The 14,918-nt window shown below is 62.0% G+C and carries 19 protein-coding genes; 17 read left to right on the top strand and 2 right to left on the bottom strand.

What is annotated here, in order from left to right:
* Positions 1-20: 20 nt before the first annotated feature.
* Both KTQ37_RS14595 and KTQ37_RS14590 read right to left on the bottom strand, forming a co-directional pair.
* Positions 21-332: an ElaB/YgaM/YqjD family protein gene (locus tag KTQ37_RS14595; RefSeq protein ID WP_218631252.1), complete on the bottom strand. Its 312-nt coding sequence runs from the start codon at positions 330-332 to the stop codon at positions 21-23.
* Positions 333-413: 81 nt separating this feature from the next.
* Entirely contained in the window at positions 414-845 is a 432-nt protein-coding gene (locus tag KTQ37_RS14590) for a cupin domain-containing protein (RefSeq protein ID WP_218631251.1), read from the bottom strand.
* A gap of 489 nt (positions 846-1,334) precedes the next feature.
* Between KTQ37_RS14590 and atpD the strand changes: the two genes are divergently transcribed.
* The 17 genes from atpD to KTQ37_RS14505 all read left to right on the top strand — a co-directional run bounded on the left by atpD (position 1,335) and on the right by KTQ37_RS14505 (position 14,431).
* Positions 1,335-2,813 carry a F0F1 ATP synthase subunit beta gene (gene atpD, locus KTQ37_RS14585; RefSeq protein ID WP_218631250.1) on the top strand — a complete coding sequence of 493 codons (1,479 nt, stop codon included), beginning with the start codon at positions 1,335-1,337 and terminating at the stop codon, positions 2,811-2,813.
* Positions 2,810-3,220, top strand: a complete 411-nt coding sequence (locus KTQ37_RS14580; protein ID WP_236021246.1) for a F0F1 ATP synthase subunit epsilon — start codon at positions 2,810-2,812, stop codon at positions 3,218-3,220. The genes atpD and KTQ37_RS14580 overlap by 4 nt, the downstream gene beginning before the upstream one ends.
* A complete protein-coding gene (locus tag KTQ37_RS14575; RefSeq protein WP_218631249.1) occupies positions 3,217-3,510 on the top strand; it encodes an AtpZ/AtpI family protein in 294 nt (97 codons plus the stop codon). The genes KTQ37_RS14580 and KTQ37_RS14575 overlap by 4 nt, the downstream gene beginning before the upstream one ends.
* Entirely contained in the window at positions 3,507-3,797 is a 291-nt protein-coding gene (locus KTQ37_RS14570) for an N-ATPase subunit AtpR (RefSeq protein ID WP_218631248.1), read from the top strand. The genes KTQ37_RS14575 and KTQ37_RS14570 overlap by 4 nt, the downstream gene beginning before the upstream one ends.
* The gene (locus KTQ37_RS14565) at positions 3,794-4,507 is read left to right on the top strand and encodes a F0F1 ATP synthase subunit A (RefSeq protein ID WP_218631247.1); all 714 of its coding nucleotides are present in this window, start codon (positions 3,794-3,796) and stop codon (positions 4,505-4,507) included. Before KTQ37_RS14570 ends, KTQ37_RS14565 begins: the two co-directional genes overlap by 4 nt.
* Positions 4,507-4,752, top strand: a complete 246-nt coding sequence (locus KTQ37_RS14560; RefSeq protein ID WP_218631279.1) for a F0F1 ATP synthase subunit C — start codon at positions 4,507-4,509, stop codon at positions 4,750-4,752. Before KTQ37_RS14565 ends, KTQ37_RS14560 begins: the two co-directional genes overlap by 1 nt.
* Before the next feature lie 4 nt (positions 4,753-4,756).
* Entirely contained in the window at positions 4,757-5,494 is a 738-nt protein-coding gene (locus KTQ37_RS14555; protein ID WP_218631246.1) for a F0F1 ATP synthase subunit delta, read from the top strand.
* A complete protein-coding gene (locus tag KTQ37_RS14550) occupies positions 5,484-7,007 on the top strand; it encodes a F0F1 ATP synthase subunit alpha (RefSeq protein WP_218631245.1) in 1,524 nt (507 codons plus the stop codon). Before KTQ37_RS14555 ends, KTQ37_RS14550 begins: the two co-directional genes overlap by 11 nt.
* Entirely contained in the window at positions 7,004-7,858 is an 855-nt protein-coding gene (locus tag KTQ37_RS14545) for a F0F1 ATP synthase subunit gamma (RefSeq protein WP_218631244.1), read from the top strand. The genes KTQ37_RS14550 and KTQ37_RS14545 overlap by 4 nt, the downstream gene beginning before the upstream one ends.
* 64 nt (positions 7,859-7,922) lie before the next feature.
* Positions 7,923-8,444, top strand: coding sequence for a hypothetical protein (locus tag KTQ37_RS14540; RefSeq protein WP_218631243.1), 522 nt, complete (start codon positions 7,923-7,925; stop codon positions 8,442-8,444).
* A gap of 63 nt (positions 8,445-8,507) precedes the next feature.
* A complete protein-coding gene (locus KTQ37_RS14535; RefSeq protein WP_218631242.1) occupies positions 8,508-8,855 on the top strand; it encodes a hypothetical protein in 348 nt (115 codons plus the stop codon).
* Between the two features lie 198 nt (positions 8,856-9,053).
* Positions 9,054-10,505 (top strand): YfcC family protein, encoded by a 1,452-nt coding sequence (locus KTQ37_RS14530; RefSeq protein WP_218631241.1) that lies wholly within the window; start codon positions 9,054-9,056, stop codon positions 10,503-10,505.
* Complete coding sequence (locus KTQ37_RS14525; RefSeq protein ID WP_218631240.1) at positions 10,502-11,725, top strand: arginine deiminase; 1,224 nt, start codon at positions 10,502-10,504, stop codon at positions 11,723-11,725. Before KTQ37_RS14530 ends, KTQ37_RS14525 begins: the two co-directional genes overlap by 4 nt.
* A 10-nt stretch (positions 11,726-11,735) precedes the next feature.
* Positions 11,736-12,737, top strand: a complete 1,002-nt coding sequence (gene argF / locus KTQ37_RS14520; protein WP_218631239.1) for an ornithine carbamoyltransferase — start codon at positions 11,736-11,738, stop codon at positions 12,735-12,737.
* A 1-nt stretch (position 12,738) separates the two neighbouring features.
* On the top strand, positions 12,739-13,755 hold the full coding sequence (gene arcC, locus KTQ37_RS14515) for a carbamate kinase (protein ID WP_218631238.1): 1,017 nt from the start codon (positions 12,739-12,741) through the stop codon (positions 13,753-13,755).
* 242 nt (positions 13,756-13,997) lie between these two features.
* Positions 13,998-14,207, top strand: a complete 210-nt coding sequence (locus KTQ37_RS14510) for a hypothetical protein (protein ID WP_218631237.1) — start codon at positions 13,998-14,000, stop codon at positions 14,205-14,207.
* An 83-nt stretch (positions 14,208-14,290) separates the two neighbouring features.
* Complete coding sequence (locus KTQ37_RS14505) at positions 14,291-14,431, top strand: hypothetical protein (RefSeq protein WP_218631236.1); 141 nt, start codon at positions 14,291-14,293, stop codon at positions 14,429-14,431.
* Positions 14,432-14,918 lie beyond the last annotated feature (487 nt).

Raw genomic sequence — 14,918 nt, 5'->3', positions numbered from 1 at the left:
GATGTCATCGACAATACCCATCAGCGCCGCGACAGGGCGCCAACCAAAAAACCCGCACCCGCGGCGAGGCCAATTGTCATGAAAGGGTGGGCCGCAACGGACTCCTCCAGTCGCGCCTCTGCAGAGCGGCCCTTGCTTGCTGCATAATGCTTCGCTTCGTCAAAGCCTTCCGCGATGTCCGCGGCCATGCGGCTGCCGCGCCGTCCCGCGATCCCGCTGACAGTCTCGGTGAGTCGGGACAAATCCTCTCGCAGGGCGGCCATTTGACGGCTGACCGCCTCGATATCAGTTGCGGCGGTAGCTTGCGGGTTCGTCTTGCTATCAAGTGACATTTTGATTTCCTTTGTTTGTTGGGGAGTGGGGTATTGTGCCGCCTGACATTCTGTCCGAGAGCGGCGTGAATGCGTCGTGCATCATGTTTGGGCCGAAACCCGGACCACCTCTGAAGCCCGCTCGGTGCCTTCTCCCGAGAAAGCCTCGTCAGACGCATCGGCCTCGCTCTTCGTCTTTTGAACCAGTTGGTCCTCGTGATGCGGTGGGCCGTAAAGGGTGTAGAGCTTGAGAGCCTCATGCCCGGTGCAGATCACGTTGTGATGCGTGCCGGCTGGAACAACCACACCGTCGCCGGGGCCAACCTTGTGCGGCGTGCCGTCGATCACGACCCGTCCCTTGCCCTCTTCGATGCGAAAGAACTGATCCGTTTCAGCGTGTATCTCGCCACCGATTTCCGTCCCGGGCTCAAGCGACATCAGAACCAGTTGCAGCTTCGTTCCTGAATAAAGAACACGCCGAAAGTCGGTGTTTTCTTCGGTCAGTTCCTCGACGTTCGCAACATATCCGATCATGACGCCTCTCCGTTCATTTCATCGTCTGGCTCGAAGACGTGACCCTGTGTGCCGCGGATAAACCCTCGCCGCACTGATCGGCGTTAGCAGCGTGCTACGTTTATCTTCGCGGTGGTGCGGTTGGCCGAAATCGGCCTTTCGTCGAACGTCCTCACCCCGGGCGTCATGAATCGCGCCGCTTCGTTTCATAGCCCAAAGACGCGTGCACTTGCTCCGGCCTACCACCGCCAAAAGCAGGCGTGGGATCAGGTTTGGTGACCGTAGGTGCCAGGCGGGCCACTAGGAACTGGATGCGGCGCATTTTGCTTACGCCCTGTGCGGCAACCATGCGTTGGGGCCGCATTGATGCAAGTTAGCGCCGACCGCCGCGCAGCGTTCTATGCCTCGTTCAAGTGTTCCCCGCAGGCTGCTGTTTTCTGGCTGGCTGCCCGTGACAGGCAAGAAAAGAGGCCCCGTTTGACACCCAAAAGCTCAGACCCGACACCGAACATGGACGCTACCCGCGTCGGGAACGGCGCAAAGGTGGTTGATTGCGGCTTGCCTCTCGACGGCGTGGTGCATGCCGTCCGGGGGGCGGTCGTGGATGTCGTCTTTGCCGGGGCCGAGCTTCCACCGATCAATTCTGCCCTGGTCGTGAAATGGGACCGCCCGACCGTCCTTACTCTCGAAGTCCACAGCCACCTTGATCAGAAGACAATACGCGCTGTGGCGTTCCAATCTACAGCGGGGCTTGCCCGAGGCGTGCCGGTGCAGGCCAGCGGCGCGCCGGTTACCGTGCCCGTGGGCGAAGCCGTTCTTGGGCGGCTTCTGGATGTGGTGGGCAATCCGCAGGATGACGGGCCTACCCTGCCTGACGATACGCCGCGCCGGTCGATCCACGCCCTGCCACCGCTTCTGAAATCCCAGACTGGCGCCACCGATGTGTTCGAGACCGGCATCAAGGTGATCGACCTGCTGACGCCCATGGCGCAGGGCGGCAAGGCCGCGATGTTCGGTGGCGCCGGGGTCGGCAAGACCGTTCTGGTGATGGAATTGATCCGCGCCATGGTCGAGAAATATGAAGGTATCTCCGTCTTCGCGGGCGTCGGTGAGAGATCACGCGAGGGCCATGAACTGCTGACCGAAATGCAGGACTCGGGCGTGCTGGAGCGCACCGTGCTGGTCTACGGTCAGATGAACGAGCCACCCGGCGCGCGCTGGCGCGCGCCGCTGACAGCGTTGACGATTTCGGAATATTTCCGCGACCAGAAGCACAAGAACGTCCTGCTTCTCATGGATAACGTGTTCCGCTTTGTTCAGGCCGGAGCCGAGGTCTCGAGCTTGCTAGGCCGCCTGCCCTCGCGCGTGGGCTATCAGCCAACCCTGGCGACCGAGGTGGCGGGCCTGCAAGAGCGTATTGCCTCTGTGGCAGGCTCTGCCGTGACCGCGATTCAGGCGGTCTATGTGCCTGCCGACGATTTCACCGACCCCGCGGTGACCACGATTTCCGGGCACATGGATTGCGTCATCATGCTGTCCCGCGCCCAGGCCTCCGAAGGGTTCTATCCGGCGATTGACCCGCTGGGCTCGTCATCGATGCTGCTCGATCCGCTGGTTGTCGGTGACGCGCATTACCGGACCGCCGAAGCGGTCCGTCAGGCACTGGCAAGATTCCGCGAGTTGACCGACATCATTTCGCTGCTTGGAGTCGAGGAACTGGGCACCGCCGACCGCCTGATCGTCAAACGCGCACGCCGGTTGCAACGGTTCCTGACCCAGCCCTTCATGGTGACCGAGGCCTTTACCGGCACACCAGGCGCCAGCGTGCCCCTCACCGAGACCCTCTCGGGGTGCCGCGCCATTCTGGACGGCGAAGCCGACGCGTGGTCCGAAAGCTCGCTCTACATGATCGGAACGCTGGAGGACGCAAGAAAGAAAGAGGCCGCCGCAAATGCCTTGGAAGCCACCGACGCCGAGGCCGCTGCATGAGATTGCGGATCGTGACCCCCCTATCCGTCGTTGTGGACGAGGATGCCGAAAGCTTGCGGGCTCAGGACGCCAGCGGCAGCTTCGGCATTCGGCCCGGCCACGCCCCATTCCTGACCGCGCTCTCGGTATCCATCCTCAGTTGGAAGGCCGCCGGGCTTGAGCGGTTCTGCGCATTGCGCGGCGGGGTGCTGACCGTGACCGGCGGTAGCACCGTCGCGATCGCCACCCGCGAGGCCGTGGCGGGCGACGATCTGGCCACGCTGGACGCGGAGGTTCTGACCCGGTTTCAGACCGACGCCGACGAAGAACGGGTCGAACATATCGAGACGATGCGCCTACAGATGAACGCCATCCGCCAGATGATCAGCGGGTTGCGCCGGGGCGCAGACACGGGAAAGTTCCGGTGACCGAAGACCCATCTGAGCCCCCAGAAACCGATCCTCTGGTCGAGGAAATCCGCAAGCATCGCAGCCGGCGCGAGCAGTGGTTGCGCGAAGGTGACATGTCCGTCGGCAGGCGTCTGGCGCAGATCGGCGTGCTGGGCTGGATTTTCGTGGTGCCGACTCTGGCGGGCCTGTTCTTCGGACGCTGGCTCGATGCGCAATTTGAGACGGGCATTTTCTGGAGCGCCCCGATGATGCTGCTCGGGCTTTGCATAGGCGGCTGGACCGCTTGGAAATGGATGAACGCACGATGACCGATCCCTCCACTCTCCCGCTCATCGTCCTTCTTCCGATCTGCTTTCTGGGTGGGTTATTCATCGGATGGGGCTATTTCCGTGCGCTTCGCGAGACCGCCAACCTGATCGTGGGTGGGGGCAAACCGCTCAGGGCGATCGTCCTGACTCTCGCGCGCATCTCGCTTCTGGCCACCGGGTTCTTCATCGTCGTGCTGGCAGGCGGCCTTGCCCTGTTGGCGGCCCTTGCAGGGGTCCTCTGCGCAAAGTGGATCCTGCTCCGCAGGATGGGGGATATCCAAACATGAACTCTCCCCTCGACTCCACCGTTCTGTTCCAGATCGGACCGGTTCCGATCACGCAAGCCATTGTCACGACATGGGCGATCATGGCGATACTGGTGATCGGGGCGTTCCTCTTGACCCGGCGGCTTGATCTCAGACCAACCCGGCGTCAGGCAGCGCTGGAGCTGATGGTCGCTACGCTCGATACCCAGATCACCGAGACGACAGGCGCCGCGCCCGCCCCCTATCGAGGGTTCATCGGCACGCTCTTTGTGTTCATCCTCGTGGCGAATTGGTCCTCTCTTGTGCCGGGGATCGACCCTCCGACCGCAAAGCTTGAAACCGATGCCGCCCTCGCCGTTCTGGTGTTCCTGTCCGTAATCTGGTTCGGCATACGCGCGGGCGGTGTTGGCGGCTGGCTGAAAACTTTCGCCGCGCCCAATCCGGTGATGATCCCGCTGAACATCCTGCAAAGCCTGACGCGGGTCTTTTCCATGTTCGTCCGCCTGTTCGGCAACGTGATGAGTGGGGTATTTGTCATCGGCATAGTCGCCTCATTGGCTGGCCTGCTGGTACCGATCCCATTGATGGCGCTCGATCTGCTGACCGGGCTGGTGCAGGCCTACATCTTCGCGGTGTTGGCGATGGTGTTCATTACCTCTGCGGTCGAGGACGGCGCGCGGACTCAACCGACTATCGACCTTGCCCCTTCCCCAACGAAAAAGGATTCATGATGGACTATGCTTCGCTTGCCAGTATCTTCTGTGCGGCCTTTGCGGTTGCCTTTGGCGCTATCGGCCCCGCCCTTGCAGAGGGGCGCGCCGTTGCCGCGGCGATGGATGCCATCGCCCGTCAGCCCGATGCCGCAAATACGATTTCGCGCACGCTGTTTGTCGGGCTCGCGATGATCGAGACGACGGCAATCTATTGTCTGGTTATTGCGCTCCTGCTGCTCTTCGCCAACCCGCTACTGGCATGAGCGCATGACCCTCGATTGGTGGGGACTGGGTCTTCAGGCCATCAACGTCCTAATCCTCGTCTGGCTGCTCAGCCGCGTGTTCTGGCGGCCGATAGCCGGGGCCATCACCCGGCGACAGGACGCGGCGCAGGCCATGCTGGAGGAAGGCAAGACAGCACAAGCGAAAGCCGACGCTGCGCTGGCCGAGGTAGTTGAGACCCGCGCAGGAATCGCGAAGGAACGCGATGCCATACTTGCCGAGGCCAAGGCGGCTGCGGACAAAGCCACGAAAGCCGAGCTGAAGGAGGCGCAGAGCAAGGCGGACGCCATGATCGCTGCCGCGCGCACCGCCATTGACCGCGACAGAAACACAGCGCGGAAAGAGAACGCAACGAGGGCCGCCGAATTGTCGGTCGAGATTGCAGCCCGGCTTCTGGGCCGGTTCAACACGCCTGCGGTTCAGGCGACGTTCCTTGCGCAACTTGTCGAGGCGATCGCGGGCATGTCCGCCTCCGACCGAACGGCGCTGATAGCCTCGGCAGACGACATCGAGATCATCACCGCGACAAACCCGGAGGACGCGGAAAGGGCCAACATCGAACAAGCGGTAAAGGATGCATTGGACGGCACGCCCAGCGTTCGTCTTGTCACCGATCCCAGCCTGATCGCCGGACTGGAACTCCGCAGCGGGCATTTCGTGCTTCACAACAGCTGGCGGGCCGATCTGGAGAATGTCCTGAAGGAGGTCGAGAATGCCGGTTGATACACCAGACTGGTTCGCATCGGCGCAAGACGCGGTGCGGCGCGCGGCACTGGGTCCGAGACCCGAACACAGGGGCCGTGTCGAAGAGATCGGGGACGGTGTGGCCATGATCTCTGGGCTGCGCGATGTGCGGCTGGACGAGGTTCTGCGGTTCGAGGGCGGCCAATTCGGGTTCGCTCGGGTTCTGGACCCAGACCTGATTGGCTGTGTGTTCATCGACGCGGCGACCAAGGTCGAGGCGGGCGATGCCGTTTTCGGCACCGGCGAAGTGATAAGCGTGCCTGTCGGTGACGCGCTGCTTGGGCGCATCGTGGACCCGCTCGGCCGCCCGCTGGACGGCGAGGGAGCGATCGAGGCAGAGGAGCGCTGGCCGATCGAGCGCCCGGCGCCGTCGATCATCGAACGAGATCTCGTGACCCAGCCGGTGCAAACCGGGATACTCGTGATGGACACGCTGTTCGCGCTTGGCCGGGGCCAGCGCGAGTTGATCGTCGGGGACCATTCCACCGGAAAGACGACGCTGGCCACCGACGCGATGATCGCCCAAGCGCACAGCGACATGATCTGCGTCTATGTCGCCGTGGGGCAAAAAACATCCAGCGTGCGACGTGCCATCGACGCGCTTCAGGCGCATGGGAATTTCGCACGCTGCATCGTGATTGTTGCGGGCTCCGCCTCGGCGCCGGGACTGCAATGGATCGCGCCCTATGCGGGCGTTACGATGGCGGAATACTTCCGCGACAAGGGCGGGCACGCCCTCGTGGTGATCGACGATCTGTCCAAACACGCCGCCACCCACCGCGAGATCGCCCTCCTGACCCGGCAATCGCCGGGGCGCGAGGCCTATCCGGGGGACGTGTTCTACATCCATGCCCGCCTGCTGGAACGGGCGGCCAAGCTTTCGAAGGCGCGTGGCGGCGGGTCTCTGACCGCCTTACCGATCGCGGAAACCGATGCGGGAAACCTGTCGGCCTATATTCCTACCAATCTGATCTCGATCACCGACGGGCAGATCGTGCTGGACGCGGACCTGTTCCATCAGGGGCAGAAACCGGCTGTGGACGTGGGGCTGAGCGTCAGCCGTGTGGGTGGCAAGACCCAGGCGCCTGTGCTGCGCGAGGCGGCCGGCACGCTGCGGCTCGATCATGCGCAGTTTCTGGAACTCGAGGTGTTTACCCGGTTCGGGGGCATGCCCGAAGGTCGCGTGCGCGAGCAACTCAGACGCGGGAAAAGGATCCGCGCAATCCTGCGTCAGCCGCAGAATGCGCCGCTTCGCCTGGCAGATGAGGTGGCGATCCTGCTCGCCGTGCAGTCAGGGCTGCTGGACCCCCTGTCGCTCGATGCGGTTGCTACCTTTCGGGACAAACTGCCGGAAAATCTTGATCAGGATGCCGCCGATGCACTGCGTGCCATTGCCGAGACAGGGGAACTGAATGAGACGGCACGAGCCACCCTGATGGCCGCGATGACCCGCCTCGCGACGCAGCTTGGCAATGCGGAGCCCGCGCCATGACCGAACGGTTGGCCGATGTCAGCGCCCGGATCGACGGCATTCGCCAGTTGGGGGCCGTGGTAAACGCGATGAAGGGCATCGCCGCGGCGCGCGCCAGCACCGCGCGCACCGAGATCAAGGCCGTCGACAGCTATGCCGCGACAATTGCAACCGCCATATCCGATGCACTTGGCCCCGCAAGTCCCGCATCATCGGCCAAGACCTCCGATAGCCAAGCCGACGGCAACACCGGTCTTTTGGTGTTCTGCGCAGAACAGGGCTTTGCCGGGGCCTTCAGTGAACGCGTTCTGGACAGCATCGAAGACGACTTGTCGGCCACCAGCTTGTTTCTGATCGGCACCCGTGGCTTGTCGATCGCCGCCGCGCGCGGGCTAGATCCGGTCTGGTCTGCGCCGATGTCCTCGCACACGCCCGGCATTCCGAAACTGGCCGATCAAATTACCAAGGCGATCTACCGCGCCCTGGGCGAGGGTCGTTTTGAGCGTATGGATATGGTCCATGCCGGATGGGCGTCCCGGCAACCTCAAGTCGTCCGGCAGGTTCTGTTGCCGGTCGATCTGTCGGCCCTGCCGCCGCCCGGGGCGATACGTCCGCTGACCCAGCTTCCAACAGACGCCCTGATCAATAGCCTCAGCGGGGACTATCTTCATGCTCTGGTCTGCAAGGCAGCACTTCATGCCTTTGCCGCCGAGAACGAGGCGCGCATGGAGGCCATGTCCGCCGCGGGCAGCCAGATCACGCGCGAGCTGGGTGAATTCGAGGCGACTCTGCGCCAGGTACGACAGGAAGCGATCACAGCCGAAATCATCGAACTGGGGACCGGGACCGCGTCCGCGCGAGGCGTAAGGTGAGCGCTACAGGGCTATCGTAGCCTCCTATTGATCTGGGTAAGTACAAGGTAACGCGATTTCCGTCATGTTGGTCGTCACCAAAGGTGTGGCACCCGCCCGTTTTGGTTCGACCGGCGCCATGACATCGGCCAGTTCGGCTCATGCAAACGGCGCCAGCAAGGATCCCGCAATGGCATACGCCCCGACGCAACTTGGACAAGACCCGCAATTCGAGCCGTTTCTGTACGCACCCTTGGGTGAAGATCGACGCGGAAGAAGCGTCACCGTTCTATCGATGCTCGCCCGGCTCGGCATGGATCCCTGGAGCGAAGCCTCGGAGCTTTCCAGGCTGCCCGCAGCGGCGGCACGGCAAAGGTTGGAGGCGCTGATGACACGTTTCCATGACGTACCGACCCCTGTTCCGGATCGGAGCAGGATTGTCTCGGGCCTTCTTGCCCTGCTGCCGAGGCGGGCGACGATGGCAAGTTCGCCCCGGGACGGCACTCCGGCCAAGCTTGCGCTGCCGCCGCAGGGATCCCCCTTCTACTGGATCATTGCTGCAGCCCTGTTCATTGGCTGGGTCGCCGTGCTTGCACAAGGCCAGTGAGATGAACCCCCGCGCAAAACAGCGATCACCCAGCACAACCGTCAATCTTGAAAGGAGCCTTGAGTGACTGCAGATGACACTATCTGGGATCTGGAAGAACGCTTCTGGACACAAGGCGCCGACAGTGCGCGTCACGCCACGGCAAAGGGAGCTGTCTTCGTCTTGCCGTACCCTGCAGGCATTCTTCAGGGCGACGCGCTCTGGAGAGAAAAAGACGTCGCCCAGCGGTGGCGTTCGGTCGTGATGAGCGAGCGTTACCTCTCCCTCCAAAACGACATTGCCGTGTTGGCCTATCGTGTCTCTGCCGAACGGGGCGACGAGCCGATCTATGAGGCGCTCTGCACCTCGACCTACCTGAACGACGACGGCAAATGGTTGCGGTTAGCGCACCAGCAGACGCCGCTGAGTTGATCGCGAGAGTTACCCGGCGCGGGTCCAGACGGGCGGCAAGGTTCAGGCGAAGCATCGCGGGCACAGTTCGCGTTCTGATCCACAAGCCTCTGTGATGCGCGCAGCCTAACCTCGGTCAGTCCGCCATTTGCGATCCTGGATCATGATTGGGTTGGCCGCCGGTTCTTTTTCATGACCGGACAGGGAAAGGATCTCATCATGCCCCCCACCACAACGACATCTGCCGAACGCAGCCCCCGTTTCCACTTCCCCTCTGCCTACACCATCCTGTACGCGCTGATCGTGATTATAGCAGGCCTTACATGGGTGATCCCGGCCGGCCAGTATGAACGCGTGGCGTCCGAGGCGCTTGGCAAGGACGTTCCGGTTGCCGGCACCTACGCCCCCACCGACGCAAATCCGCAGGGCTTCTTCGACGTCATCCTGGCCCCGATCGCGGGCTTCTACGATCCGGGCAGCTACTCTGCCAATGCCATCGACGTCGCGCTCTTCGTCCTGATGATCGGCGGGTTCATCGGTGTTGTGACGGCCACGGGGGCCATCGATGCGGGCATCAAACGCGCAATGGCACGGCTGAAGGGGCGGGAAAAGTGGATGATCCCGATCCTCATGGCGCTTTTTGCAGCGGGCGGCTCGACCTATGGCATGGCCGAGGAAACGCTGGCTTTTTACGTCATCCTGACGCCGGTGATGATCGCGGCGGGCTACGACGCGCTGACGGCCGTGGCGGTGATCCTGCTGGGCGCCGGGGTGGGCGTGCTCGGCTCGACCGTGAACGCCTTTTCAACCGTGATCGCGTCGGACGCCGCCGGAGTGCCCTTCACCGACGGGCTTATGCTTCGGCTGGTCCTGCTTGCGCTGACCTTCGCCGCGGCCGTCACTTACGTCATGCGCTATGCCGCACGGATCAAGGCCGACCCGTCGCGGTCGCTGGTCTTTGACAGAAAGGCCGAGAACGAGGCGCATTTCCTGAGCACGACCGAGGCCGAGACAAGCGATTTCACAGGTCTGCACAAGATCGTCCTGCTGCTCTTCGGCGCGACCTTCGCGGTGATGATCTGGGGCGTGTCCTTGGGCGGCTGGTGGATGGCCGAAATGAGTGGGCTCTTCCTGTTCGCCGGCATCGGCATCGGCATCGTGGGACGTCTGGGCGAAAGGAAACTGGTCGACGCCTTCGTCGGCGGTGCGCGCGACCTTTTGGGCGTGGCGCTGATCATCGGGTTGGCCCGCGGCATCGTCGTGATCATGGACGCGGGCCACATCACCGACACGATCCTGCACTGGGCCGAAGGCACCGTCGCCGGCCTTAATGAGGTGATCTTCATCAACGTGATGTACTGGATCCAGGTCGTTCTGTCCTTCTTCGTGCCCTCCACCTCCGGCCTTGCCGTCCTGTCCATGCCGATCCTTGCCCCCGTCGGCGACTTTGCCGGGGTATCGCGCAGCCTCGTGGTGACCGCGTTCCAGTCGGCCGAAGGCGTGGTCAATCTGGTCACCCCCACCTCTGCGGTCGTCATGGGCGGCCTTGCCATCGGGCGGGTGCCCTATGAGCGCTGGCTGCGCTTCGTCTGGCCGGTGCTTCTGGGTCTCACGATCATCGTCATGGCTGCCCTCAGCCTTGGCGTTCTTTTGCAAGGAACACCGACATGAGCATCACCTACGGTGTCCATTCCGAGGCGGGCAAGCTGCGCCGCGTCCTCGTTCACAAGCCCGGAGCCGCCATGGCGCGCCTGACGCCCGCCAACTGCGCCGAGCTGCTGTTCGATGATGTGATGTGGGTCAAACAGGCGCGGATTGACCACATGACGTTTACCGATGCCATGCGCAATCGCGGGGTCGAGGTGGTGTATCTGCGCCAGTTGCTGATGGAAACGCTAAAAGATATGGACGCCCGCAAATGGCTGCTCGATGCGCGGATCAGCGACAACACCGTCGGCGTCGGTCTGGCCGATGACCTCATGGCCCACCTGATGGAGGTCGACGCCGATCTACTGTCGACCATCCTGATCGGCGGCATGAGCAGGGCCGAACTGCCGATCCCGGAAAAGGGTGTGCTGGCCCCCATGCTGGAGCCCGCAGATTTTATCCTGGCGCCGCTGCCCAACCACATCTTCACCCGCGATACGACGGCTTGGATCTATGGCGGCGTTACACTCAACCCGATGCACTGGCCCGCGCGGCGGCTGGAGACGCTGAACCTCGCCGCGATCTACCGCTTTCATCCCGACTTCAAGGACGTGGGCTTTCCCGTCTGGTGGGGCGACCCGATGGCCGATCATGGCCCGGCGACGGTCGAAGGCGGGGATGTCATGCCCATCGGAAACGGCACCGTTCTGATCGGCATGGGGGAGCGCACAACACCACAGGCCGTCGGCCAGATTGCCCGTGGATTGTTTGCCGGTGGCGGTGCGACACGTGTCATTGCCTGTCAGTTTCCCCGTGCGCGCGGGTCCATGCACCTCGATACGGTCTTTACCTTCTGCGACCGCGATCTGGTCACGGTCTTTGCCGAGCTGACCGATGCCATCCGTTGCTACAGCCTGCGCCCCGGCAAGGGCGAGGACGTCGTCGTGGAGGCCGAAACGAAACCGTTTCTGGCGGTCGTGGCCGACGCCCTTGGCCTCAAGAAACTGCGTACCGTGCCCACGGGCGGCAATGCTTACGAATCCGCCCGCGAACAATGGGACGACGCCAACAACGTGGTCTGCCTCGAGCCTGGCGTTGTCGTCGGATACGAACGCAACGTCTACTCCAACACCCTTCTGCGCAAGGCGGGTGTCGAGGTCATAACCATTCCCGGATCAGAGCTTGGGCGCGGGCGCGGTGGGTCGCATTGCATGACCTGTCCGCTGATCCGCGACCCCATTTGAGGAACATCCAATGCCACAGAACCTGCGCGGACGTAGCTTTATCAAACTGCTGGATTTCACACCGGACCAGATCTGGCACCTGTTGCAACTCGCCGCCAGCCTCAAGATGGCGAAAGCAGGCGGATATGAACGCTCCATGCTTGAAGGCAAGAACATCGCCCTCATTTTCGAGAAGGACAGCACGCGCACCCGCAGCGGGTTTGAGGTGGCGGCCTACGATCAAGGCGCGCATGTCACTTATCTGGGACCATCCGGCAGCCATATCGGCCACAAGGAAACCATGAAGGACACCGCGCGAGTTCTGGGCCGATTTTATGATGGCATCGAGTATCGCGGCTTCGGCCAAAAGGATGCCGAGGTGCTGGCGGAGTTCTCCGGCGTGCCGGTGTTCAACGGGCTGACGGACGATTTTCACCCGACACAGATCCTCGCCGACCTGATGACCATGCGCGAGTTTACGCACAAGCACCTGTCTGATATCGCCTTTTGCTTCATGGGGGATGCAGGCAACAACATGGGCTCAAGCCTGATGGTTGGTGCCGCCCTGATCGGCATGGATATCCGCCTGTGTGGCCCACAAAGTTGCTGGCCAGATGCAGACCTTGTCACGCAATGTCGCACCATCGCCGAGACCACGGGAGCGCGGATCACGCTGACTGAGAAGCATGCCGAAGGATTGGAAGGGGCCGATTTCGTTTATACCGATGTCTGGGTCTCCATGGGCGAACCTGATGAGGTCTGGGAAGAACGGATCGCACTGCTATCGCCCTATCAGGTCAACACTAAAGTCATGGAGATGACCGGCAATCCTTATGCCAAGTTCCTGCATTGCCTGCCGGCTTTCCACAACCGCGACACTGAACTGGGCGAGGCGCTGTTCCAAAAGTTCGGGATCGACTGCATGGAAGTGACCGAAGAGGTGTTCGAAAGCGCAGCGTCGGTCATTTTTGATCAGGCGGAAAACCGAATGCACACGATCAAGGCCGTTCTTGTCGCCACGATGGGGTCCTAAGATGCGGGTGGTAGTGGCTCTTGGCGGCAATGCGCTTTTGCAGCGAGGACAGCCCATGACAGCTGACGCGCAACACACGAACGTCCGGATCGCGGCAATCGCGCTGGCAGATTTGGCCCGCGATCATCAGATCGTCGTGGCACACGGCAATGGGCCGCAGGTCGGTCTCTTGGCGCTACAGGGGGCGGCCTATGATCCGGCGACACCTTGGCCGCTGGATGTGCTGGGTGCCGAAACCGAGGGCATGATCGGATATCTGATCGAGCAGGAACTGATGAATGCGCTGCCCGAGGGCTCCCAATGCGCCACCCTGCTCAGCCGAGTGGAAGTGGACCCGGAGGATCCGGCTTTTGAGGCCCCGAGCAAACCCATCGGCCCCATCTACACAGAGACAGAAGCTGATCGGGTAGCACGCGATCATGGCTGGGCCATGATAACCGAGGCATCAGGAGGCCGCCGTCGCGTGGTTCCCTCTCCACTGCCCCTTAGGATCATGGGGCTGGAAGCCATCAAACTGCTCCTGGGCGCCGGGCACACCGTGATCTGCGCCGGGGGTGGTGGCATTCCCGTCATGCGGAACGCGGACGGAGAGATGATGGGCGTGGAGGCGGTCATCGACAAGGATCGGACGTCAGCATTGCTGGCTTTGGGCGTCGAGGCCGACGCGCTCCTGCTGCTGACCGATGTGCCGGCGGTCTTCCGCAACTATGGCAAGGCGGATCAAAGCGCGATTGGCGCAGCGACACCCGAGGCGATGGGCGACCTCGAGCTCGCACCGGGGTCGATGGGTCCGAAGGTCGGTGCCGCAGTCGCCTTTGTCCAGGCCAGCGGCAAGCTTGCCGGCATTGGCCAATTGACAGACGCTCGCGCGATCTTAGAAGGCAAAGCCGGAACCCGCATCCTGCCGGATAAGGTCAAAACCACTCCAAACGCCAAATTCGGCCCAAAAACCTCCGGATTCACGGGCCAAGACCAACCTGTATCAGTGTGGCTCGACGACGGCGGTGCGATCGTCTGAGTGTTAGCCGAGTATCGGTGGACATTTACCAGTACGAGTGAGCCAGAGACGCGCTAGGCAAGTTGTCCCCTCGTTCCCCTGCCTTGCGTGTCTCTCGTTTCCGGAGCGTCCAAGAAAGAACAATGCAATGACACCCGAAACAAACAAATAGACCAACGCTGCCGCCTGGCGATCGCGCACGAGCCAAAATCCGTCCGGAGTATCGAGCAGATTTCCGCTCCAACAGACCAAAGGATTATCAGATGTACTTCAAAGCCATTCTTCTCCTGCCGGTCTTGTTTGGCCTCGGTGGATGTCTCGGAAGCGATACAGAACGCGGTGTTGCCGGTGCTGCAGGCGGCGCGGTGATTTCCGGAGCAACTGGCGGAAGCCCTGTTACCGGCGCTGTTATCGGCGGCGCCGCGGGTTACTTTTGCAGAGACCTGAACGTGCCCGGCTGCCGCAACGAATAGTGGGTCAAAAGCCATCGGAACAAGCGCTTGATACATGTTCCCTTGGACACGCCTAACACCGGAAAGCTGAAAGGAAGACGGCAATGAGTCGCAACTTCTTGATCATCCTGATCGCGATGCTCGCCATTTTCGCCATCGGGGCTGGGTATCTCTACTATCAGGAACGCCAAAGTGGCATCGATATCGAGATCAACGAGCATGGCGTGACCATCGACGGGAACTGAACTGACCGGCCTCGCGGCGCAGAGGTCAGTCACGCCGTCAATCATGACCCGCCCCTTGCCTTCTTCGATGCGAAAGAACTGATCGGTATCGGCATGGATCTCGCCGCCGAGTTCTTCCCCCGGCTTGACGCACATCAGAACCAGTTACAGCTTCGAGCCTGAATAGAGAACACGTCGAAAGTCGGTGTTCTCTTCCGTCAGTTCTTCAATGTTAGCGACATATCCTATCATGATGCTTCTCCGCTCAATGTGTCATCTGGTTTGTCGACAGGTCTCTTTGTGCCGCGGATATACTGACGCCGCACTGATCGGCGTTAGCGGCTCCCCAGGTATCAAGACAGCGCCGTGCACCCGGCCATCAACGGCCTATTGTCGAGAGTCCGTTCTACACCGAGCACCGCGATGCCCGGTGCTGTGACCCCCGATAATTCCTCCAGTTGATGCTAGAGTCCGACCCAACAGAAGGATCGGACCATGAAGCCATCGA

The sequence above is a fragment of the Sedimentimonas flavescens genome (assembly GCF_019264375.1).
GTDB classification, from domain to species: Bacteria; Pseudomonadota; Alphaproteobacteria; order Rhodobacterales; family Rhodobacteraceae; genus Rhodobacter; species Rhodobacter flavescens.
Note: the sequence above shows the minus strand (reverse complement) of the source record. Positions and strands in the feature narration are given on the sequence as shown.